The organism is Gracilibacillus sp. YIM 98692 (genome assembly GCF_010993965.1).
GTDB lineage: Bacteria > Bacillota > Bacilli > Bacillales > Amphibacillaceae > Gracilibacillus.
On sequence record NZ_WIXM01000042.1, the window covers coordinates 1 to 25,712 of the forward strand.

Below are 25,712 nucleotides of genomic sequence, written 5' to 3' on the forward strand. Positions count from 1 at the left end.
GACAAGAAGGCACTATTTAATTCCTGTTTTCTACTCTACCCCGGAAAGGGAGCGTTTTTCCGCAGCGATGGACTAGCACTCATTTCTGAAAGAATGGGAGAAAGTCTCGCTGATGAGAATATTCATTACGTCTCATTTTTGTTTTACTAAGAAATGTATTTCAGCCAATTCATTTTGCTGGATTTTTGTTGACAATAAAAATTTCAACATGTTTCAGAAGAATGCCTCGTTTTGAAAACGCTTTATAAATTATATGATGAAGACGTACTAAAAAAGCGTATGGAGGGATGAATCATGAAGAAGGTTTTAGGAAGTTTGGTCTTATTATTTGTGCTTATTTTATTGGCAGCTTGCGGAGGTGACGATGAGAGCCAGGAGGCTAGCAGCAGCCAAAATAGTGAAGGGGATGACATTGTCCAGTTAACATTATGGCATCCAGAAAGTGATGAATCACGAGTATATGAAGAAATAATTGATGATTTCAACAAGGAGCATGAAGGGGAAATCGAAGCAGAGATTACGTTTATTCCTCGCGGTAACAAATATGCATACGAAGATAAAGTGTCAGCAGCAGCAACAAGCGATACTTTACCAGATCTATTAAGTTTAGATGGCCCAAATGTGGCGAATTATGCTGATACAAATATTATTCAACCAATTGAAGGTATGCTGGAAAATGAAAGCGATTTTGTTGAGTCTATCCTCACACAAGGTACTTACCAAGATACGTTGTACACGGTAGGGCCGACCGAGTCAACCGTTGCTTTATTCTATAATGTCGAAATGTTAAAAGAAGCCGGAATTGAACCGCCTACCGAATTAGAAAATGCCTGGACTTGGGATGAATTTTATGAGGCGGCCAAACAATTAACGAACAAAGAAGAAGGTATCTATGGTGTGAATTGGACACTAGACTATGGAGAATGGATTATTTATTTCACTGGTCCAACGGTTTGGAGTCATGGCGGCAGCTTTATTGCAGATGATGGTTCAACGGCAGAAGGCCATGTAAATGGACCGGAAACAGTGGAAGCTTTAGAGTACTTACAAAAGTTTGCTGAAGAAGAAATAGTGAACTTACAACCAACCCCAACAGAATTTGAAGATGGCAATGCAGCCATGATGCTCATGGGATCTTGGGAATGGAATAAGTTAAAGGAATATCCAGAAACAGAATGGGGTATCACCTACTATCCACGTAGTCCTGAGGGTGAGCAAGTATCCCCATCTGGAGATTGGAACTGGGGGATGTCGACGAGCACAGAACACCCAGAGGAAACGGCTACATTACTAAACTTTATCATGAATACGGAAAATGTTGCGAAATTTGCCGAAGCAGCTGGAAAGCCAGCAGCAAGACAATCTTCATTTGACATGATGACAGAATGGAGCGAGGCACCGTTAAATGTATTGAAAGAACAAGTATTAGAAACAGCACATCCAAGACCATCCACAACAGCCTATCCTGTTTTATCAACAAAATATGGACAAGCCGTTCAGAATATCTTTTTAGGTGCTGATGTGCAAGAAGAATTAGACAAAGTAGCAGAAGAGGTAGATAAAGAGATAGAACGTAAACAGCAATAAGGAATTAAAAAATCAAAAGGCAATCTTATTGGTTGCCTTTTCTACTATAAAAGGTGGTGTTTATGTATGGAAATGGTAACGAGATCGAAAAAGAAATTTATGACCTATCATCGTCAGAAAAAGCTGATGGGCATTTCTTTTACCTTACCAGCACTGTTTATATTATTTACTTTTTTAATATTACCTGTCCTATTAGCCTTTGTTTATAGCTTAATGAATTATAATATGTTAAATCCGTCTGAAAAGTTTTTTATTGGATTAGACAACTATATTCGATTATTTCAAGATGAAGTGTTTTTCGTTGCTTTAAAGAATACGTTATACTTTACCGCTTTAGTTGTTCCTTTACAATGTGCAGTCGCATTAGGACTTGCGCTTTTGGTCAGTAAAAATGTAAAAGTCGCACCAATTGGACGTATTTTCTTTTTTAGCCCAGTAATTACTTCTATGGTTGTGGTGGCGATTTTATGGACATTTTTATACAACGTAAACGATGGGTTAATCAACAGTCTGTTAAATTTTGTTGGAATACCGAACCAGCCATTTTTGCTTAGTCCAGACCAAGCCATGAATTCTATTATTTTTATGTCTATTTGGCAAGCAGCGGGTTTCCAAATGATGATTTTTATAGCAGGGCTAAAAGAAGTACCAAACACCTTATATGAAGCTGCTGAGATTGATGGAGCGAATGCATGGCAAAAGTTTTTAAATGTAACTATGCCATCTATTCATCACGTAACAGGATTTGTCTTAATTGTGACAACAATTCAAGCTTTTCGTTTGTTTATACAGCCTTATGTGATGACAAATGGCGGACCTAGTGAATCGACCAAAACATTGGTATTTATGCTTTATGAAAATGGCTTTCAATTTCGAGATGTGGGCTATTCATCGGCGATATCAGTTGTGTTTTTTATAGTGGTTATCATTACGTCCTTGACACTAAAAAAGGTACTAAAACAATAAGGGGTGAATCGTGATGAAACGGTATTACCATAAAAATTTGAAAAAGTTTTTACTTAGCATATCTATTATCGTATTAGGTTTATTATTTATTTCTCCTTTATTATGGATGATGGTGGCTTCCTTAAAGCCGGAGACAGAAATTTTTAAAGATATGGGACTAGGGGCATTTGTTCCGCAAAACTTAACGATTGCGAACTATACATCAATATTGATGAATGCTGATGTTAATTTCTTAAGGTATATGTGGAATAGCTTATTTTCCGTTGGGATGATTGTCTTATTAGGTACGGTTGTCAATTCGTTATGTGCTTATGGATTAGTCAAGTTAAAATTTCCGGGAAGTGAATTTATCCTCATTGTTATCATTGCATTGTATGTGGTGCCTTTTGAGAGTGTTTTAATCCCGATGTATATTGTGGTCAATCAATTTGGATGGATCAATGAATATCCTTCTTTATATGTCCCGTTTATTGCAGAGGCTTTTAATATTTTCTTGTTCCGTCAATTCTTTTTAAGTATCCCGCAGGAATTAGAAGAAGCCGCGCAAATTGATGGTTCCTCTCCATGGCAAACGTTTTGGAGAATTGTTGTTCCAAATTCAAAACCAGTATTTGCAACAGCGGCCATTTTAACGTTTGTGACCCATTGGAGTGATTTTATGTGGCCATTAATTGTGGCGACAGATGACTCTATTCGAACCGTACAAGTAGGTATTCAATATTTATTTGCTGATAACAACATTCAATACGGACAAATCATGGCAGGTTTAACATTAACCACAATCCCGGTCGTATTAATCTTTTTATTTTTCCAGAGATATTATGTACAAGGTATTACGTCCAGTGGTTTGAAAGGATAAAAAATGTAGTGAGGTGTGCAAATGATGGAAAAACAGGGACAATATCGTCCGCAATTTCATTTTAGTCCAAAGCAGCAATGGATCAATGATCCCAATGGGTTAGTTTATTATGCAGGAGAGTATCATCTGTTTTATCAGTATCATCCAGAGAGTACAGTGTGGGGGCCTATGCATTGGGGGCATGCAGTAAGTGAGGATTTACTTCATTGGAAAGAGCTGCCGATTGCTTTATACCCTGATGAGTTAGGTGCCATTTTTTCTGGAAGTATCGTAGTCGATGAAAAGAATACAAGTGGTTTACAAAAAGGGGAGGAGCCGGTATTTATTGCTATTTTTACTCACCATACTGATGAAAAAGAAACGCAAAGTATCGCTTATTCCCATGATAAAGGAAGAACATGGCATAAATATATCGATAATCCGGTGATTGATAATCCAGGACTGAAAGATTTTAGAGATCCTAAAGTCTTTTGGCATGAACCTGCGAAACGTTGGATTATGTCTTTAGCATGTGGTGATCATATACAGTTCTATGCATCCGGAAATTTATTAGATTGGTCGTTTCTGTCAAAGTTTGGCCAAGAGTATGGCGCACATGGCGGTGTTTGGGAATGCCCAGATTTATTTTGTTTACCGGTAGCGGAAGAAAATAAAGAAAAATGGGTATTGATTGTTAGTGTCAATCCAGGTGGTCCGAATAGTGGTTCAGCGGTTCAGTACTTTACCGGAGATTTTGATGGGCAACATTTTGTCTGTGATGATTCCAATGACACGATTAAATGGGCAGATTTTGGCAGAGACTTTTACGCGGCAGTGACGTGGAGTAATCTACCTAAAAAATGGTGGATTGGCTGGATGAATAATTGGCAATATGCGAATGAAGTACCGACTCATCCGTTCAGAGGTCAGATGTCGATGCCAAGAAAAATGTCTTTAATAAAGAAGAAAGATACGTATTTTTTAAAGCAGGATCCACTTGAGTTACCGATAGAAGAAGCATACAAACAAGAGGAGCAGTTAGAATTAGCTGCAGATCATCCCATCTCTCTATCATTACCAAGCCTGCAGTTTGTCTTGGATGCCACTATTCAAAAAAGTACCGCAACATCTATCGAATTTAAAATATCTAGTAGGGATGACTTTATAAGTATAATGATAGATAATCAGCAGCAAGCGATTTCAATTGATCGGAAAAATAGCACGGAAACAACTTTTTCCTCACATTTTCCAAGTAAGGATAGCATGCCAATTACTGAAGTAAAACAATTAAAATGCATCGTTGATCGAAATTCTATTGAAATTTTTGTGAATAATGGCAAAAAAGTGATGACAGAGTTATTTTTCTTGGATCAGCAAGATATATCTTTTCAATGTTCAACATCCGGTGGAAAGGTCCTATTTAACGAGTTTAACATTCTAGGTATTCCATCTATTTATTAGAGAGGAGAGATGTTATATGAGCTTTTGGGAAGGAAAAACAATGAATGTACTAAGAAAAATAACAAATATAGTATTGTTAAATATTTTGTGGCTTATTAGTGCACTGCCTATTGTGACGGCGGGTGTTGCCACACTTTCCATGTATGGAGTGATTCGAAATTGGTTCTGGTATGACGATCCGAGTGTAGTTCGAAATTTTTTCCGTCAATTTAAAAGACATTTCAAACAAGGGATGACGACCGTACTTTGCTGGTTCATGATAGGAGCATTACTTATTTGGGATTTTATCTATTTTTTAAGTATTCCTTCTAGTGTAAAAATCATTTTCATCTCTCTTACTAGTTTTGCTTTCGTCCTGTATCTGATGGTAAGTGCTTATTTATTTATCATGATGGTTCATCATCATGTTTCTGGAATGAAAGCTATTAAAAAAGCATTTATATATGCTTTTTTAAATGTGAAAACTACTATTGCTATTATATTAATGTATAGTGTGCTTGCCTTATTATTCTTTTTTTCTGTGTTTATCATGTTGATGGCGGTTGTTCCGATCATTATGATAACGTATAAATTTGCTTTATTAAGCTTCCAAAATCATTTGGAAAAAGAGGAACAATTGCTGCTTCCATTTTCAAAATAGAAGTTTTCCGGTGCTAGTTACATGAATATTTCATTTTTAAAGTCTCTATGGTAATCTAATAGGGTGAAAAATAAAATATGAAAAAGGGGAGCAACATCATGAATCTATCACAACGTCCTTTTATTTTAATTTGTATCGCAGCTGTACTAATCGTTTTTTCGATTGGAAATCCCACTGTATTGGCAAAAGCTAAAAATGGAGTTGCACATATAGTGGAAGAATTGGAAGAAAGAATAAGCAAATTAGAGGAAGAAGTAGCAAATATAGAAACGTCATCAAACGGAGAGGAACCTCTTTCAGAAGAATTACAAAAAGATTTGCTAGAACATTATGAATTTAGTTTGGACAATTCTACCTATTTTAGGGGCGAAAAGTTACTAAATATTGTGAATTATGGATTGGTTTACGAAAACGGTGCAAATATATTCCGGGTATATTTAGAAGGTGATTACTTCTGGGAACAAAAATTAGATGATTACAGCCATAACCAAGCATTACATATGGCTACTATGTTAGCAGGTGTTATCAACCAAACGAATACTCTATACGATGTTGATGTAAGTTTGGAAATATACGATGACGGAGAACGCGTTAGAGATTTTGCTTCAAGGTAAAGGAACTTAGAACAAAATAAATAAGTGAATATACTTATAAGCACAGGCCTATCATTTCTTGGATAACGATACATGTTGTCGATTCGATCCCGAAATGATGGGCTTTTCTTTGATAGGTGAAAGTTGAGCTATAATCATTCGTTTTGTGGTAATTAAAAGATTAACTATATTCATAGAATGAAACTTGCATTAGCAGTTAGATGCAATTCATAATTCTAGCTGCTTTAAGAGTTTATGATGTATCATTAAATAAAATAGCAGCAGTAATATATTTGAAGGAGGTAAGAATATGAGTGAAAACAAGTTTGGCCTGATAGGTTCTGGATGGAGAGCAGAATTTTTTATTCGTATTGCTCAGCAGGTGCCCGAAAAGTTTGAGTTGACAAGTGTATTAGTTCGAGATAAAGAAAAAGGGGAAAAGTTTGCAAAAAAACATGGGGTGAAAGTAGTCCAATCATTGGATGAAATGATGGAGGATAATCCAGATTACGTCGTATTATCTATTAAAAGAGGTGTCATCACGGATTATTTAATAGATTTATTTAAAAGGAATATACCTGTATTGAGTGAGACCCCTCCGGGAGAGTCGATAGAATCTTTAGAAAAACTCTGGAATGCATATAAAAAATATAACGGGAAAATACAGGTTGCGGAACAATACTTATTTCAACCTTTATATGCCTCATGGTTGAAATGTATTGAGGATGGCAAATTAGGAGAAATAGAAAATATGAATATATCGGCATTGCATGGTTATCATGCGGTTAGTATTATTAGAAAATATCTCGATACTGGATTTGATCATTGTAAAATTTATGGGAAGCGATTTCATTTTGATGTAACCAAAACATCTGGGCGTGAGGGTATCCGTTATGATGGAGAAATTTCATCTTGTTCGAGAGATAGGCTAACATTTGAATTTGATAATGGGAAAGTAGCCTTTTTTGATTTTTCTGGTTCGTCTCAATATCATTCATTTATCCGCACACGTCAACTAACTGTACAAGGTGTCAGAGGAGAGATCGATGATTTAACCATTAGATACTTAACGAGTGAAAATGTACCAGTGTCTCAAGAATTAAATCGTATCGACTTAGGTAAATATCATAATCAAGGTTGGTCACATTTTGGCATAATGTTGGGTGATCAAAGTTTATATAAGAATCCTCTCGGTGATGTACGACTAAATGATGATGAAATCGCAGTGGCAACATGTATGTTGAAAATGGAGGAATATCTTCGAACTGGAAAAGATTTTTATTCTTTAAAAGATGGTTTGCAAGATACGTATATCTCCTTGAAAATGGATGAAGCGCTAAATAACCCTAATCAAGAAGTAGAAACCCGCCATCAAGTTTGGTCAAATGAATAAAACTAGATTTAGTAGTTTCGAAAATAAATAATAAAGTCGTTTAAATTATGATACAGCAAGAACAAAGGTGGTTTCTTCCAGTTGGTAGTTTTATCAATAAGATACCTAGATGGATAGGCTAAGGAGAGCATTTTCTTTGAATATTCTTCATCCCTTTGATATCGTTTTCATAGATACCATATGAAAGGAGGAGTTTTGACATGAGTTTTACGTTGGAATTAGGGCAAAAGGCACCGGATTTTGAGCTTCCTGCAACGGATGGGAAGACCTATCGTTTATCCGATTTTGATGATAAAAATGTGTTAGTTGTTTTCTTCACTTGCAACCATTGTCCTTTTGTTGTTGGATCAGATGAAGTGACGCGAGCGACTGCTGAGAAATTTGCGGATCAAGGAGTCAAGTTTGTGGGCATAAATTCTAATAGTGTTAACACGAAGCCGGACGATTCCTTTGACGTCATGGTCGAACGGATGGAGGAGCAGAATTTCCCGTGGACTTATTTGCATGATAAGTCTCAAGAGGTCGTTAAGGCATATGGTGCTTTGCGTACACCGCATTTTTACGTGTTTGACCAAAACCGTGAGTTGGTTTATACGGGTCGAGGCCTAGACAATCCGCGTGAGTCTGGAAAAGCAACAGTTAATGATTTGGAAAATGCGCTTTCGGAGCATTTGGCTGGTAAGAAGATTACGAATCCATTGACCAACCCAATCGGTTGTAACGTGAAATGGGACGGCAAAGATGAACATTGGATGCCAGCAGAAGCGTGTGACCTTGTTTAAGATCTGTTTTGTTTAGATAATAATATTTTTACTGCCATGCTATATAATAGAACTCACCACGCCTTTCAAGGAGCGATGGTGGGTTTTTTTATTTATGGGTCTAATGATTCGCTGTGAGAGCGCATAATATGCATTTGCGCTCTCACCAAGATAAGCGCTCCCTCATTCCAGTCAATGCTCTCTCAACTTATATACATCTGATTACCAGCGGGTCAGGACTTCTAACGATAATATAAAATAGCGGGGAATTGGGTATATTACTGACTTTTTCTTAATAGGTTGGTATCGGGTGGGAGGATACCTCTTGATTGCAAACAAAATATAAAGCGTTTTCAAATAAAGTATTGAAAACGATAACATATTGATATATAATGAACCTAAGTTATTTCATTCAATGAAAAAAGAAAGTTTTTGATCGGAGTGATCATCTTGAAGGTTTTAAGAAATGGAAGTAAAGAGCTGATTAAAGAAATCAATCGTTTTAAAGTACTGAATATGATTAGAAAAAAACACCCCATTAGTCGATCTGAGATATCCCAAGAATACAACCTAGGAGCATCCACCTTAAAATATATTATCGAAGATTTGACGAATGTTGGCTACATAACAGAGGTTGGAGAGTCCTCTTCAACAGGTGGAAGACGGGCAAAATTATTGGAATTCAACAAAGACTATGGCTATACAGCTAGTGTCAAAATTGAAGAAAAACAAATCTTGATCGCTTTGACCAATATGGAAGCAGAAATTATGGATTCTTGTGCCGTGACTTTTGAAAAGCAGTTACTCCCAGAAGCTATTGTGGACATAATTGAGAAGCACATCCATCACTTGTTGAAAATAAACAATGTTGAAAGAGAGAAGCTATTGGGTATTGGCGTCTTATCTTCGGGTTTAGTGAACCGTAAACATGGTATCATTATTCGGTCTTCTATGTTGGGGTGGAAAAATGCCCCGATAACCAAAATGCTAAAGCAAAGGTTTGATCAAGTTCGTGTTTATGTAGATAACAATATTAATGGATATACATTAGCAGAGTTATGGAACGGGTTAGGAAAGGAGTATAACAACTTTCTTGTCGTATCTGTTGGTGCAGGGCTTGGTTTATCTGTTGTGATAGATAGACAAATCTATTATGGGGCTGTCGGGGGAGCTGGTGAATTTGGTCATACCACCATAGAGGTTGACGGATATCCGTGTCACTGTGGACAAAAAGGGTGTCTGGAAATGTACGCTTCGGAATTTTATTTTGAAAACAAAGGATCAGAGTTATTGCCTCAATTCCCAAATACCAAAATTAAAGATTTTTCATTTAATGAAGTAGCAGCAAAAGCTAAAGAGGGTGATCCATTAGCAGTGCAGCTATTTAAACAAATGAGTAAATATTTAGGATATGGTTTAAGAAATTTGATTAACACCTTTAATCCGGAACAAATTATTTTAGCGGGTGAAGGGATGCGTTTTAATGAGTTATTCTGGGATGACGTCAAAAGAATGACGGAAAGTAATTTCTTTTCAAAAGTTGGAATTGATACAAATGTGGTGAAATCAAGATTAGATGATACTTCTTGGTTAATTGGCGGTGCATTGTTAGCTATTGACCAAATCTTTCAAGAGCCTATATATGAAAAAGAAAAAGTGACAAAATAGCCAGAAAGGAGGCAATGACATGGTAGGGATGAAAAAGAGAAATACATACCTTTGGTTAATTGTATTTCTACTCCCAAATTTTCTAGGTTTTATCTTATTTATTGGTTTTCCGATCATTTCTTCATTCGGATTAAGCTTTACTCAGTGGGATTTACTTGGGTCTATAAGTTTTGTGGGGTTTGATAACTATATTCGAATGGTGCAGGATGAAGAGTTTTGGCGGGCTTTTCGAAATACATTTTTATTTATTTTTGGATATTTACCTTTAGTCATGGTTTTTGGTCTTGCTTGTGCATTATTACTAAATAAACAAATGAAGTTAAGAGCATTTTTTCGAGCATCCTATTTTCTTCCTGTTATCACAAGCTGGGTTGCTGTATCACTTGTTTGGAAATGGTTATATAACCCGAATTATGGTCTGATCAATTACTTTCTATCACTCATTGGTATCGATGGACCGCAATGGTTACATGATCCTTCTACTGCCATGATCGGTATTATTCTAGCAAGTGCTTGGAAAGATATAGGTTTTGTCATGGTTTTATTTTTAGGTGGTTTGCAGAATATTTCCCCTTCTTATTATGAAGCTGGTTCGATTGATGGCGCTAGTAAATTTCGAATGTTATGGAGTATTACGATTCCGTTATTAGGACCTACCACCTTTTTTGTAACGGTTATTTCCTTAATCAATTCATTTCAGGTATTTGATCAAGTCATGATTATGACGGAAGGTGGACCAAGCGGTTCTACAACAGTAATGGTGCAAAATATTTATAACTACGCTTTTAGATACTATGAAATGGGTTATGCATCTGCCATGAGTTGGGCTTTATTTATTGTTATATTTTTCTTCACATGGCTGCAAATAAAATTTCAAGATAAAGGGGCGAATTAACAAATGAAAGCAAATCATCAAGCTGTTATAAGAAAATTTCTGTTTTACTTACTCTTAGTTGTTGGCGCTTTCATTATGTTAGTCCCGTTTTTATGGATGATTTCCACTTCTTTCAAAGGCAGTGGGGCAGTCATGGTATTTCCACCGGAGTTTATTCCTAATGAGCTAACTTTCGCTAATTATCAAGAAGTGGTAGGAAAGTTCCCGATGATGAAATTCCTCTGGAACTCGTTGCTTGTAGCCTTTTTAACGACAATCGGCCAAATCATTTTTAGTTCCATGGCTGGATATGCATTTGCAAGAATGCATTTTAAAGGAAGAGATCCACTGTTTTTATTGTATTTAGCCACTATGATGGTACCCACACAAGTCACCATGATTCCTCAATTTATTTTAATTCGAGAGTTTGGATGGTTAGATTCCTATCAAGGTTTAATTATTCCAACAATGTTTGCTGTATTTGGAACCTTTCTGATGAGGCAAGCGATGTTATCCATTCCTAGAGAGTTAGAAGAAGCTGCATTTATGGATGGGGCCAATCACCTTAGAGTCTTCTGGCATGTCTGTATTCCCCTTATAAAACCGATGATAGCTACACTTGGTATTTTTACATTTATGCAATCTTGGAATAACTTCTTATGGCCTTTAATTGTCGTTAGCTCTAACGAATTAGCGACGCTCCCATTAGGGTTGTCTTTATTGCAGGGTCGTTGGAGTACAGATTGGAGTCTTATGATGTCGGGAGTAGTGATCAGTGTTGTTCCTATATTAATCGTTTATCTTTTCGCTCAAAAGTATTTCATACAAGGAATGACGATGAGCGGAATGAAAGAATAAAAAAAGGGAGAGATGAAGATGTTGAAGAGAAAGTTAGCATTTTTCATGATGTTGGGTCTTTTAGTTATTGCTATGGTAGGTTGTTCATCAGCAGAAACGGAACAGGGGCAGGAGCAAGAAACAGAGAATTCAGATAATGAACAAGAAGAAGTGAATGAGGAAGCTGGAAATGAAGAGGTGGAAATTAATTATTATAGCTTCTCTGCTTCACCAAATTATGAAGAAGAATTAGATCAAATTATTGAAGCTTTCGAAGAGAAATACCCTCACATAACGGTAAAGAAAGAATTAGCAGCATATGATGACTATTTTACAAAATTACAAACACAAATTGCCGGCGGAAATGCACCTGACGTATTTGAATTGAATTATGAAAACTTTGTTCAATATGCATCTAGAGGAACTTTGGCAGATTTAACGGATTATATTGAAGAAGATGAAGAATTTGATCCTAGTCAACTAAATCAACAAGCATTTGAAGCATATCAATATGATGGAAAGCAATATGGTATGGTGGAAAGTTTTTCTAATGTTCTTACTTTTTATAATAAAGATCTTTTTGATGAAGCAGGATTAGATTACCCAACAGCGGAATGGACATGGGAAGATGAATTAGAAGCAGCACAACAATTAACGAATCCGGATGAAAATGTTTGGGGAACTTATGCACCGACTACAATGAATGAGTTTTATAAGATTGCTGCTCAAAATGGAGGGAAAATATTCAACGATGATGGATCTGTTGCTATTAATTCGGAAGAAAATCTAGAAGCATTAACATATATGGTAGAAAAGGTAACCAATCATGGTGTAACTCCATCACCGGCAGATATGTCTGGCCAATCACCAGAAGATCTTTTCTTAAATGGTCAATTAGCTGTACTTCATACGGGAATCTGGATGTTTGGCGCTTTTGCGGATGCACCATTTGAATGGGATGTGGCATTAGAGGCTGGTAATACACAAAAAGCTCATCACTTTTTTGCTAATGGTCTTGCCGTATCAGCGGATACGGAAAAACAAGAAGCAGCATATAAATTTGCTTCATTCATGAGTGCTAGTCAAGAAGTAGCTGAAATTAGAATCAATTCTTCATGGGAGCTGCCTGCTATCTCCGATCAATCTGTTTTAGGACCATACTTGGAACAAACGCCTCCAGAAAATAGAGAAGCCGTATTTGAAGCACTCGATACATTGGTGATGCCTCCAGTTATCGCAGAGTGGAGCAGAATAAGTGATGCAACAAACGAAGAATTTGAAAAGGCATTATATGAGGAGCAAAGCCCAGAAGAGACGCTGAATCGTTTAGAAAGCGAATATAATGACATTTTAAACTAAAAGGATAGAGGATATATGTCCAGTTTTGGCGCATATATCCTTTCCTTTAAAAAGGTTTGCATCATAAGTGAAAGGGAGCGATTATAATGAAAAGAGAACAATCATTCTCTTCATTATTAAATATATACTTATTACAGTTAAAGCAGGATTCGTCAGAAGAGATTAACTCATTATTACTAGATTTACAACCTAATATAGATAAGGACCATTTTTATCATATTGCCACCTGGCTTTGGCTATATCAAAGAGAACGAAATTATGGATCATTAAATAATGAATTAAAAAACATTCATTTAGAAACATACATCAATTACATGGAATCGAATTGGGACAAGAAACATGAAAATGTACTATCCTTTCAAGATGAAGATATCTATTTATCTAATTTATCCATCGCTTATGCTGCATTACTGGAAAGTAAGAATACTGGGGAATATGCATATGTTCAAAAAAATATGACGAATATACGTGATTATGTTTTTGAACATTTATTACATGGCGGTCTTGTTTTAAATGGGAACCAAACGAGGAAAGTATCAGTAGACCAGTCGCTGTCTGTTCTGCCATTTGGTTTATTCTCTCCAGAAGATTTGGTTATGGTGGAAGCGATGAAAAGAATGACACTGGAATTAAAAAGAGAAGCTGGCTTTGTTTCATATGCTGGTTTAACGGAATCATCTGCAGAAGCAACCATTATGATGGCGCTTTATCATTTGGAAAAGGCAGAACAAAGAACTGCCCATAAATATTACGAACAAGCATTAGCATTAAAGCAAAACCAGTTTTCCAACATTCTTATTCAAATTTATGAACAATACCAGAGGTTAGACGAATCAGATGAACAGCTATTTATACATGAACCACTAGGCAACGAAAATGTCTATCAACGAAAACCAACGGAAAGAGTTCCTCACTATCCTAGTTTAGACGATCCTATTAAACTGGTTTGCGAAACGAATCTAGAACAGATTCAGTCCGTAAATATCCATATTAAAAAACATTCCGATGATTGGGAACTAACGTATCAGATGAAAAAGGACAAAAGTTTATATAAATGTTGGTTACCTCCATTACCTCACCATGGCGCTTACGATTACTATTTTTCTGCTGAAACCATGAATGGAGGCGTGAAGTATTCTCCAAAATACACTTTGAAAACGGTAAAAAAATATATCATTGATTCTTTTTACGTCGTGGACCGTTTAGATCATAAATTGATATGTGAAGCAATGCAAGCTCATCATGCTTTTCGTTTTGAGATAAAGTGTAATGAATCAGGTGTAACTATTCAACTACCACATAAGATTACAAAAGCTGCTAACAATGAAGCAAAGTATGATAAAGACAAGTTAACCTGTCATTCACATAGTGTTGAAGTTGATGGAGAAAAAGGATTAGTCAAAATAGTAAAGGAAAATAATAGAATACTAGAGTCTCACCAATTACAACCTTTCATCGAATATGTACTAGATACAGAAAATGAGATGAAAGATGTAAAAATAAATTGGGATTCGTCTACTTCGGAAGCATTTTTTGGCTTTGGTGAAAGATACAACGCTATGAACCAAAGAGGAAATGTCATCGATTGTTATGTTTATAATCAATATCGTGACCAGCAAACCAAAACATATATGCCCATTCCATTTTATCTTACCAATCAACATTATGGCTGTTTTATTGATACGAATGCCTATACTTCTTTTGATTTAGGAGCAGAACTACACGATAAACACACGATGTTCATTGACTTTACGAATGTCTATCACGACACAAATATCCATTTATTTATTGGTGATTTTAAAGAACAGATAGAAAAATATATGTTTATAACAGGGAAACCTGCCATGATCCCGGCATGGGCTTTAGGCCCTTGGATGTCTAGTAATAATTGGGACAGACAATCTATTGTGGAAAAAGAAGTGTCACTAACAAATAAATATAATATACCTGCTACTGTATTTGTGTTGGAGCAGTGGAGCGACGAAGCGACTTATTACATGTTTAATGACGCGCAATATGCATTAAAGGAACCAGGCTATGTTCACCAATATAATGACATGCACTTTCCGGAATGGGGAAGATGGCCAGATCCGAAAAAGATGGTGCAAGATTTGCATGACAACCATTTGAAGCTTATATTGTGGCAAATTCCGATCCAAAAATATTTAAATAAACAACAACATCCGTTAAAGGACCAAGATGAACAATATATGATTGATCAAGGATATGTCGTGAAGAACCCAGATGGCACCCCTTATCGAATACCAGAAAACTGGTTTACTAATAGTTTAATTATGGACTTCACCAATGAAGAAGCAAAGCAATGGTGGTTTGCGAAACGACAGTATCTATTAGATATAGGTGTAGATGGTTTTAAGACAGATGGTGGTGAATTTGTGTTTGGTAAAGATTTAGTATTCGCAGATGGTTCAACGGGGAGTGAAATGCGCAATAAATATCCGAATGATTATATTGAAGCTTACTATCAATTTGCTCAAGAAAATGATGGCATCACTTTTAGCCGGGCAGGTTATACTGGTGCACAGAATTTCCCAGCACACTGGGCTGGTGATGAAAGATCCACTTTCGATGCTTTTAAAAGGTCTTTAATAGCTGGTCTTAATGCTGGACTAAGCGGAGTTACATTCTGGGGATGGGATTTAGCTGGATTTAATGGGGATATCCCTACAGCTGAACTCTTTATGCGATCTGCTGCGATGGCAGCGTTTTGCCCTATTATGCAATATCATGCGGAAAGTAAGGCAGAATTCAATCAAGATCGTACCCCATGGAATATAGCGGATCGTACAGGGGTGTCAGAAGTTATTGATGTTTACCGTTTTTTTGCAAATGTTCGAATGAATTTGATGCCTTATCTGTATCAAGAAGCAAAAAAATCTAGTACATCTGGGCTCCCGATGATGCGTGCTTTAATGTTGGATTATGAAAATGATGAGAAGGTCTATTCCATATATGATCAATATATGTTTGGGGATAATTTATTGGTAGCTCCAGTTATCGAAGAAGAAGAAATCACACGTCGAGTGTATCTTCCAGAAGGGGCTTGGACAAATCTATGGACTTACGACACGATAGAAGGACCAACGTTTATCAAAGTCACTGCTGAAATAGATGAGATTCCTGTATTTGTGAAAAACAATAGTGCGATTCTTTTCAATGTTGATGATACGAAAACAATTGGCTCATCCGTTGGCAATCAATTAGATTATTATCATACGCCGCTTTGTAAGATCTATTATCAATATGATTTTTCACAAACATTGATCGATCACTTAGATAATGAAATAAAGTTAAACATCTATGAAAATCAAGGCCAAGTGATCATAGAGGTCCAAAACCCTGTGGAGAATATGCAGTTTGAGGTGATTGGAACAGATAAAGATGTAAAAATAATTAGGTAGTGAGAGTGCTTCTATGAACGATATAAGAGTAGTAGGGGGATAAAATATGCAAAAAAATGAAAAAGATTGGTGGAGGAAAAGTGTCGTTTATCAAATTTATCCACAAAGTTTTAATGATTCTAATAATGATGGAGTTGGGGATATTCCAGGTATTATAGAAAAATTAGATTATTTGAAAACACTAGGGGTTGATGTTATTTGGTTATCCCCTATTTATGACTCCCCACAAGAAGATAATGGATATGATATTCGTAATTATCGCCAAGTCTTTGAGAAATACGGAACGATAGAGGATTTAGAACATTTAATAGCTGAAGTTCACAAGCGGGATATGAAGGTCATATTGGACTTAGTTGTCAATCATACTTCTGATGAACATCCTTGGTTTATAGAGTCAAAGAAAGGTAAAAACAACTCGTATCGGGATTATTATATTTGGAAAGATGGCAAAGCAAATGGGCAATCACCTAATAATTGGGGTTCTATTTTTAGTGGTTCCGCATGGGAGTATGATGTGAATACAGAGCAATATTATTTACATTTGTTTGCTGTAAAACAGCCAGATCTCAATTGGGAAAACGAAAAGGTTAGAGAAAATATATATGACATGATGCATTACTGGTTAGGCAAAGGAATTGATGGTTTTCGAATGGATGTGATTAATTTTATTTCGAAGGACCAACGCTTTCCAGATGGAGAGATAAAAGATGGAGCATTATATGGGGATAGCGGTCCTTACTTTGTTAATGGACCACGAATTCATGAATACTTACAAGAAATGAACCAAAAAGTTATATCTCATTATGATGTTATGACGGTTGGTGAAATGCCAGGTGCATCAACAGAAGATGCACGAATTTATACGAATCCAGAAAGTAAAGAATTAAATATGATTTTTACTTTCGAACATATGAGTTTAGATCAAAAAGGAGATGACAAATGGGATCTCGAACCTTTGAATTTGATCGATCTAAAAGAAAACTTTGAAAAATGGCAAGTAGGGTTACATGGTATAGGCTGGAATAGCTTGTATTGGAACAATCATGATCAGCCGAGAGTGGTATCACGTTTCGGAGATAATACGGGTTATCGAGAGAAATCGGCTAAAATGTTAGCTATTTGTTTGCACATGATGCAAGGAACTCCTTATATTTACCAAGGGGAGGAAATAGGCATGACCAATGTTCAATTTGATGATTTAAGTGATTACCGAGATATTGAACTGTTTAATATGTATGAGGAGAAGCAATCAATAAGCTGGTCGCACGATAAAATAATGGAGGCCATTTATGCGAAAGGTCGAGATAATGCACGAACACCAATGCAGTGGAATGAAGAGAAAAACGCTGGTTTTTCACAAGCAGATCCATGGATAAAAGTAAATTCGAACTATCAAGAGATTAATGCAGAAAAGGCATTAGCCGATGCTGATTCGATTTTTCATTTCTATCGACGACTTATTCAGTTAAGAAAAGAATTAGATATTATTACAGAAGGTGATTTTCAGCTTTTATTACGTGACGATTCTCAAATTTTTGCTTACAAAAGAAGGTATAATAATCAAGATTTGATTGTCTTATGTAACTTTAGTTCTGAAAAGCAAGATTTATCGAAAGATATTACTGAGAGAATAGTAGATGCAGAAAAAATCATTTCAAATGAGGATGTTTCTAAACCTGATCAATTATCTTCATATGAAGCTGCGGTTTATTTGGTTTCTGACGGGGAATAACATGTTAGAAGATAAACATGTAACATATCAAAATTAGATGAAATTAAACAATTTGAAGAATCTATAATATATAGTAAATTCATTCAATGAAAAAAGTAAGTTGTGAAATTTAACCTTTTAAAATGATGAATTTATTCCTAATCCATGCTTTCTTCAAGTTGTGTTAGCCCTAATTTTTGAAAGGAGGTGAATCACGGAATATTAGGGCAAGTTATAACATTAAAGGAGGTAATAATCATTGAATCGCTAAGTAAAAAGGTGTCAGTCTCTGTATTTTCTCTTTTCTTTTCTTTCATTTTTGTATCTGGTACAGTTTATGCTTTAGATGGGGTATACCATGATCCATATGGAATAGATGGTCTTTATGATGTAAAACCAACAGAACGAAGCCCAAGAGACCCTGTCGCTGGTGAAGAAGTCTCTATTAATGTTACCACCTGGCCTGTAGAACCTGGTCAAGCTACTTGGGTAACTTGGACAAAAAATGGTGTGGAGCAGCCTGTCGTTAATGGCGATTTCAAATATAATGAAGGAAACAATACGTATTGGGAAATCAATCTAGGAACTTTTTCTCAAGGGGATAAAATTGAATATACGGTTCATGCAGATAAAGATGGAACTAATGAAAAGACGATAGGTTCTTTTAATTTCACCGTAACCGATTGGGAAAAACTCACCAGCATTGACAGTTATACAAATGAAGGAGACCATGTTACATTTGTCGGTTCTTCCACAAATGATAGCTTTTCCCCTGAGATGAGTCTGTCTTTTTCAGCTGATGATGTTTTCCGTGTGCAAATGTCGCCCAATGGTATGGGAATTTTTGAAAGCGGTTTAAAAAACTATAACGTTTCTGAGAATTCGAGTGAAGTGGTAGTTAGTACACCAAAATTACAAGTAAAAATACAAAAAGATCCTTACAAAATGAGTGTGTATGAGTCTGATGGTGAAACGGTCATTGCGGAAGAATATGACCCCTCCGAGAATCGAACAGCGGGATGGTTAACCGATGGAGAAAGTTCTATTAACAAAGTAGAAAACAACTTCTACACACCTGTGAATGAAGAATTTTTTGGCTTTGGTGAACGGTATAATCAAATCGGAAAACGTGGTACGGAAGTTGATACGTATGTGTACAATCAATACCGTAATCAAGATCAACGCACTTACTTAGCTGTTCCTTTCTTTTTGAATACGAACGGGTACGGGGTGCTAATGAATTCCACTTATTATTCTAAGTTTAAGTTAGCAACGGAAAAGAATGATATGTATAGTTTCACTACAAATACTGGTGGGGACGAAACATCGATGATGGATTACTATTTCATCCATGGAAGTGATCTATCTGATGTTATTTCCAACTATACGGATATTACTGCTAAGCCAGAAATGCTGCCAAAATGGGCATTTGGATTGTGGATGTCAGCCAATGAATGGGATCGTCAATCAGAGGTAGATAATGCTGTAGCTCAGGCGAATAATTACGATATTCCTGCCACAGCAATGGTTCTTGAACAATGGAGTGATGAGCACACATTCTACGCTTTTAATGATGCTCAATACACCCCTGTTTCGGGCGATCAGTCTTTAGATTATGAAGACTATACTTTTGGCGGAAAATGGCCTGATCCAAAGGCAATGGTGGATAATGCTCATAACAATAATATTAAAGTATTGATGTGGCAAATCCCCGTGTTAAAATACACAGATTATGCTTATGAACAAAAAGATAATGACGAAACTTATATGATTGATCAAGGATACGCCGTAGAGAATAAGGACGGAAGCCCCTATCGACTTCCTGAGGATAAATGGTTTGGAAACAGTCTTTTATTAGATTTTACTAATCAACAAGCTACGGATTGGTGGATGTCTAAACGAGCCTATTTGTTTGATGGTATTGGAGTCGATGGGTTCAAAACAGACGGTGGAGAAATGGTGTGGGGAAGAGATGTCACTTTCTCCAATGGCAAAACAGGCGATGAAATGAGAAACCAGTATCCTAATGAATATGTAAGGGCTTATGATGAATTTGCAAAATCAAAGCAATCTGATGCTATTACATTTAGCAGAGCAGGAACTACAGGTGCACAAAAGCATGGAATTTACTGGGCTGGAGATCAAACATCTACATTTTCAGCTTTCCGTGATGCTATAAGAGCAGGACTTTCTGCAAATGCATCTGGAATCCCTTTTTGGAGTTGGGATTTAGCAGGATTTACGGGAGAATTCCCTTCTGCAGAATTGTATAAACGATCAACGACCATGTCTGCGTTCTCTCCTATCATGCAATTTCACTCAGAAAAAGCCGATCCAGATGTAAGTGAAGAAAGGTCTCCATGGAATGTAGCTGATCGTACCGGAGATTCTTCAGTCATTGATACATTCAGGAAGTATACTAATGTACGTATGAACCTTCTTCCATATATTTATAGTGAAGCAAAAGAATCTAGTGACCAGGGGGTTCCATTAATGAATTCCTTAGCGATTGAATATCCTGAAGATTCCAATACTCATGATATTTCCACACAGTACATGTTTGGAGACAACTTACTTGTTTCTCCCATTGTTGAGGAAGGAGGAACCTCTCGTGACTTATATCTTCCAGAAGGGGAGTGGATTGATTTCTTTTACGGGGCGCAACGTCCTGGAAATCAAACTATATCTTATAACGCTGGTGTAGATGACATCCCAGTATTCGTTAAGAATGGAAGTATTTTGCCTATGAACTTCAATGAATCTTATGAATTAGGAGGTACTATAGGCAATGAACTTGACTCCTATACTAACCTTACTTTTAGGATCTATCCGAAAAACAAAACCTCTTATGATTGGAATGATGATATAGGAGGAAGTGCGAAAGAGATTATAGCAGATGAAAATTATGATCAAGGGGAAGTCACTGTTGAAGTTCCGATCACTAATACAGAAACTACATTGCAAGTCTTCACGTCGAAACCAAACACAGTAACGAATAATGGAACTTCATTGTCAGAACAATCTAGCCTGTCAAACCTTGTATCTAGTACATCAGGTTGGTTTTACGACACGGAACAAAAACTTGCTTATATAAAGCTTGACCAGAATACTAGTAATCAAACTGTTATCTTAAGCGGAGTACAAAAAACTGGATACGAGGCTGAATTCGCTCAACAAAGTGGGGTATCAACTGACACAAACCATGTTGGTTATACTGGTACTGGTTTTGTAGACGATTTTGCTGAATCCGGAGATTCTGTAACTTTTGATGTGCAAGCTTCTGCTAATGATACGTACACTCTTGGTTTTAAGTATTCTGCAGGTACAGAGAATGCCTCAAGAGAAGTTTATGTAAATGGTTCTAAAGTAAGTGAATTATTTTTAGCTAAAACAGAGAATTGGGATAGTTGGAGCATAGCTAACGTAGATGTAAATCTTAATAAAGAAAGCAATACCGTGGAAATACGTTATGGATCTTCCAGCTACAGCGGTATAAACCTTGATTCTCTATCTGTCAAGTAATCTATGGATCTTTAAAAAGGGAAAAGACAAATGCAATTTTCTTTCAAGCATTTGTCTTTTCATTATAAAAAGAAAGGAGAGAGGTAACTAGTGAAAGTACGATGGAAAAGAAGAGACTCATACATTATAGGTTTTGCTATGATCATAGCTTTGTTTCTATTAGCTCCCATGAACAAAGTGGAAGCAGATGTAAGTGAACTTGGAAACGTTATCAACAGTAATATAAACGAAGGGGTATTAGAATTAACTATTGATAATGGCGATAATCCCAATAACGATATTCTTGTTCTCGAAACATTAAAAGCTGATTTGCTACGAGTCAATTATCGACCTAACGGAGAAACTGAAAGTCCTGATACTCCTATACTAGATCCAAATCGCACATTTAACTTTGAAGATGTCTCTATAGATACATCAGGGGATCCTATAACCATAACGACAAGCCAAATGAAAGTAGAAATATCTAAATCGCCAACACGTACCACTATAAGAAAACCGGATGGTACTACACTTTTATGGGAACCTTCTGAAGGTGGTGTTTTCCATGATGGTGTTCGTTTCAAACATAATGTAGACGATAATATTTATGGTATTCGTAGCTATAATGCATTCGAAGGTGGAGGCGATTTACTTCGAAATAACAATGAACATGGAGCACATGCAGGTCAACAAGGAGATTCGGGCGGTCCCTTTTTTTGGTCAACAGCTGGTTATGGACTTTTAGTAGATAGTGATGGAGGTTACCCTTACACAGAAGAAGAAACCGGGAAAATGGAATTTTATTATGGAGGCACACCGGAGGAAGGGAGGAGATATGAAAAAAGAGATGTAGAGTATTTTATCATGATAGGTGATACAAGTAGTATCATGGATTCATTTACAGATTTAACAGGTGATGCTCCTTTAATGCCAAAGTGGTCTCTAGGATTTTCAAATTTTGAATGGGATACAAATCAAGCGGAAATGACTTCTATGATCGATACTTATAGAGCGAAGGATATTCCTATTGATAGTTATGGGCTTGATTATGATTGGAAAGATTATGGAGAAGATAATTATGGTTCCTTCCGATGGAATACGGACAACTTTCCGGATAGTAGTACAACATCCTTCAAAGATCAAATGAATAGCAAAGGAATTAAAATGATTGGTATTACTAAACCTCGAATTGTCACAGAGAATGAAAGTGGCGATCGTACATTACAATATCAGGACGCAGAAGATGGAGATTACTGGTACCCAGGTCATGAAGAATACCAAGATTATTTCATTCCTGTACAAGTAAGAAGCATCGATCCTTACAACTCTTCGGTTAGGGATTGGCTCTGGAATAACTATGAAGATGCTTTTGACAAAGGTATTGTAGGTTGGTGGAATGATGAAACAGACAAGGTTTCTTCTAATGGTACAGAATATTGGTTTGGAAATTTTACCACAGCTCATTTTTCTCAAGCTTTATATGAGGGACAACGTAATTATACCAATGATACCAATCGTGTTTGGCAAACAGCACGAACATATTACCCTGGAACTCAGCGATATGCAACAACTCTTTGGTCAGGGGATATAGGGGCTCAATTTTATAAGGGAGAAAAAATTGACTGGGCTTCAGGGATGCAAGAGCAAAAGTCTGTGATGTTGTCCTCTATTAATAATGGACAGCCAAAATGGGGAATGGATATTGGAGGCTTTAACCAAGAAGATGGACAAATTACAAACCCTTCCCCTGAACTGTACACACGATGGATGCAATTTGGAGCCTTCTCTCCAGTATTTCGTGTGCATGGAAATAACAACCACCAACGACAACCTTGGTTTTATGGGAACACAGCTGAAGAAGTATCGAAACAAGTAATGAAACTTAGATATTCTCTTATGCCTTATATGTACACCTATGAGAGAGAAGTCTTAGAAGAAGGTACAGGCTTAGTGAAGCCACTTATGCAAGTTTATCCCAACTTAGAAACAGTTGAAAACTACACGGATGGTTGGATGTTTGGAGACTATTTGTATGTTTCACCAGTCGTAGAAGAAAACAAAACATCTAAAGATATTTATTTACCACCTGGACAGTGGATAGACTACTTTACAGGTATATCCTATGCGGGAGACCAAACCATTCATTATTCTTTAGATTCAAATGAATGGACGGATATTCCATTGTTCATTAAGAAAGGAGCTATCATCCCTTCTCAAAAAACGCTGGATTATGTTGGGCAAGAGGATATAACTCAAGTAAATGTGGATATTTTCCCTTCAGAATCCGAAACATCTTTTACTTATTATGATGATGATGGGGAAAGTTATAGTTATGAGAATGGGGACTTCTTAAAACAAGAAATTAAGGCGATTGATCAAAGTCAAAATGGAATAGAAGTAACCATTGAAGGGAAGCAAGGGTCATACACGTCTCCTTTAGAGGATTACTTCATTGAAATTCATGGAACAGCTGCTACTGATGTAACGGTGGATGAATCTGTACTCACTTTTTATAATGATAAAGAAAGTTTATTAGAAGCGAGTGGAGAAGGCTATGCAATTGGAAAAGATGAATATGGGGTCGTTACCTATGTGAAAGCTTCTGCTCTAGGATCTACCAGTAAAACCTTGCATCTCACTGGGGGTGAAACGGTTAATTCGGATACTTATACTTTAGAAGCGGAACAGGCTTCGCTATCTGGTGATACAGTATCTACACAATCCTCGGTTAATAATAATCATGCTGGTTTCACTGGAACTGGATTTGTAGATAGCATGGACCAAGTTGGGGCTAAGGTCACTTTTTACCCTAAAGTAAAAACATCTGGGCAATATGATATACAGGTTCGCTATGCTAATGGAAGTGGAGCTGATCAAACATTAAGCCTGTTTGTGAATGGAGATTACGAAAAACAAGTTACCTTTTCAGCAACAACCAGTTGGGATGATTGGGCAACAGTCAGTGTGCCAGTTTCTCTTGATTCCGGTCAGAGCATCATTTCGTTCATCAATAGCGAAGGTGCAGGGGATAGTGGAAGAGTAAATATTGATCACATTGCTGTTCCATTTGACTACAGCACTGCGAGTTATGAAGCAGAAGCTTCTAACCTAGGTGGTGGAGCTGGAATTAACCAAAACCATTGGTTTTATTCTGGCGAGTTTTTTGTTGATGGCCTTACTTCTGAGGGATCAGCTGCAACATTCCATGTTTATGCTCCTGAAGCAGGAGACTATGAATTGAACCTTGATTATGCGAATGGAACACAAAATGTACAAACTCTATCGTTATTCGCAAATGGAAAATACCAACGTCAATTGTCTCTCGATCATTCCGGTGGAAATTGGAATATATGGCAGACGGCTACGGATACTGTTACCTTGAATAAAGGGATTAACACAGTAACCTATCAGTATACATCAAGTGATAGTGGAAATGTTAATTTAGATAAGTTGGATGTGAAACCAATTTCTGTATCAACAGTTTTACCGGTAAAAAATCTATTAGATAATGGTAGTTTCGAACGAAATATTAGTTTGAGCAGTAATTGGACAGAATGGCATCCAAGTGATCAAGAATTAGCATATGGAATAGACGAAGGAATTGGAACAAATCCTCCAGAGACTGCTTTCCACGGGGATCAAAGAGCTTATTTCTATCAAGCATCAGCCTATGAACAAAGCATTCACCAAGTTATTAATGTACCAAATAATAACACAGAATATACTGTAGAAGCATGGGTGCGCCTTAAAAACGCGAATCCGAATACTGCTAGGTTAGAAATAACGAACTATGGGGGGACTGATCAATTTATTGATATTTCTAAAGGAGAGGAATGGAAACTACTCAAGGTAGATAATATTATGGTAACCAATGGCCAAATTGACGTAGGTTTTTATGTGGATTCTCCAGGAGGCACTACGCTGCACATCGATCAAGTTAAACTAATTACATCGGATTAAGGACACCGTTCATTCCATAACTAGAGGTGGTAATGGAAAAATATGAGGTAGATCTCCATGAAAAAAGACCGCAAATTAAAGTGTACCCTTTGTAAAGGACATTTTAAAAAAAAGACTATGCTACATTGAGAAGATGATTCC

16 protein-coding genes are annotated in these 25,712 nt (G+C 36.6%); all 16 read left to right on the forward strand.

The window, feature by feature from the left end; genetic code table 11:
- Window positions 1-294 precede the first annotated feature (294 nt).
- The 16 genes from GHD00_RS19290 to GHD00_RS19365 all read left to right on the forward strand — a co-directional run bounded on the left by GHD00_RS19290 (window position 295) and on the right by GHD00_RS19365 (window position 25,571).
- Entirely contained in the window at window positions 295-1,587 is a 1,293-nt protein-coding gene (locus GHD00_RS19290; RefSeq protein ID WP_163539843.1) for an ABC transporter substrate-binding protein, read from the forward strand.
- 66 nt (window positions 1,588-1,653) lie between these two features.
- The gene (locus tag GHD00_RS19295; protein ID WP_240468762.1) at window positions 1,654-2,553 is read left to right on the forward strand and encodes a carbohydrate ABC transporter permease; all 900 of its coding nucleotides are present in this window, start codon (window positions 1,654-1,656) and stop codon (window positions 2,551-2,553) included.
- Window positions 2,554-2,566: 13 nt separating this feature from the next.
- Window positions 2,567-3,412, forward strand: coding sequence for a carbohydrate ABC transporter permease (locus tag GHD00_RS19300; RefSeq protein WP_163539844.1), 846 nt, complete (start codon window positions 2,567-2,569; stop codon window positions 3,410-3,412).
- A 21-nt stretch (window positions 3,413-3,433) separates the two neighbouring features.
- Window positions 3,434-4,852: a glycoside hydrolase family 32 protein gene (locus GHD00_RS19305; protein ID WP_163539845.1), complete on the forward strand. Its 1,419-nt coding sequence runs from the start codon at window positions 3,434-3,436 to the stop codon at window positions 4,850-4,852.
- Between the two features lie 16 nt (window positions 4,853-4,868).
- Window positions 4,869-5,492, forward strand: a complete 624-nt coding sequence (locus tag GHD00_RS19310) for a YesL family protein (RefSeq protein WP_163539846.1) — start codon at window positions 4,869-4,871, stop codon at window positions 5,490-5,492.
- 98 nt (window positions 5,493-5,590) lie between these two features.
- A complete protein-coding gene (locus GHD00_RS19315) occupies window positions 5,591-6,106 on the forward strand; it encodes a hypothetical protein (protein WP_163539847.1) in 516 nt (171 codons plus the stop codon).
- 289 nt (window positions 6,107-6,395) lie between these two features.
- A complete protein-coding gene (locus GHD00_RS19320; RefSeq protein WP_163539848.1) occupies window positions 6,396-7,478 on the forward strand; it encodes a Gfo/Idh/MocA family protein in 1,083 nt (360 codons plus the stop codon).
- Window positions 7,479-7,678: 200 nt separating this feature from the next.
- On the forward strand, window positions 7,679-8,260 hold the full coding sequence (locus tag GHD00_RS19325; protein WP_163539849.1) for a thioredoxin family protein: 582 nt from the start codon (window positions 7,679-7,681) through the stop codon (window positions 8,258-8,260).
- Window positions 8,261-8,689: 429 nt separating this feature from the next.
- A complete protein-coding gene (locus tag GHD00_RS19330) occupies window positions 8,690-9,907 on the forward strand; it encodes an ROK family transcriptional regulator (protein ID WP_163539850.1) in 1,218 nt (405 codons plus the stop codon).
- Window positions 9,908-9,926: 19 nt separating this feature from the next.
- Complete coding sequence (locus GHD00_RS19335; protein WP_163539851.1) at window positions 9,927-10,802, forward strand: carbohydrate ABC transporter permease; 876 nt, start codon at window positions 9,927-9,929, stop codon at window positions 10,800-10,802.
- Window positions 10,803-10,805: 3 nt separating this feature from the next.
- Entirely contained in the window at window positions 10,806-11,639 is an 834-nt protein-coding gene (locus tag GHD00_RS19340) for a carbohydrate ABC transporter permease (RefSeq protein WP_163539852.1), read from the forward strand.
- Between the two features lie 21 nt (window positions 11,640-11,660).
- A complete protein-coding gene (locus GHD00_RS19345; protein ID WP_481810402.1) occupies window positions 11,661-12,977 on the forward strand; it encodes an ABC transporter substrate-binding protein in 1,317 nt (438 codons plus the stop codon).
- A gap of 86 nt (window positions 12,978-13,063) precedes the next feature.
- The gene (locus GHD00_RS19350; RefSeq protein WP_163539853.1) at window positions 13,064-16,399 is read left to right on the forward strand and encodes a glycoside hydrolase family 31 protein; all 3,336 of its coding nucleotides are present in this window, start codon (window positions 13,064-13,066) and stop codon (window positions 16,397-16,399) included.
- A 46-nt stretch (window positions 16,400-16,445) separates the two neighbouring features.
- Window positions 16,446-18,131 carry a glycoside hydrolase family 13 protein gene (locus GHD00_RS19355; RefSeq protein ID WP_163539854.1) on the forward strand — a complete coding sequence of 562 codons (1,686 nt, stop codon included), beginning with the start codon at window positions 16,446-16,448 and terminating at the stop codon, window positions 18,129-18,131.
- A 237-nt stretch (window positions 18,132-18,368) separates the two neighbouring features.
- Window positions 18,369-21,632 (forward strand): TIM-barrel domain-containing protein, encoded by a 3,264-nt coding sequence (locus GHD00_RS19360; protein WP_481810403.1) that lies wholly within the window; start codon window positions 18,369-18,371, stop codon window positions 21,630-21,632.
- A gap of 90 nt (window positions 21,633-21,722) precedes the next feature.
- Window positions 21,723-25,571, forward strand: a complete 3,849-nt coding sequence (locus tag GHD00_RS19365; protein WP_163539855.1) for a TIM-barrel domain-containing protein — start codon at window positions 21,723-21,725, stop codon at window positions 25,569-25,571.
- Window positions 25,572-25,712: the final 141 nt, after the last annotated feature.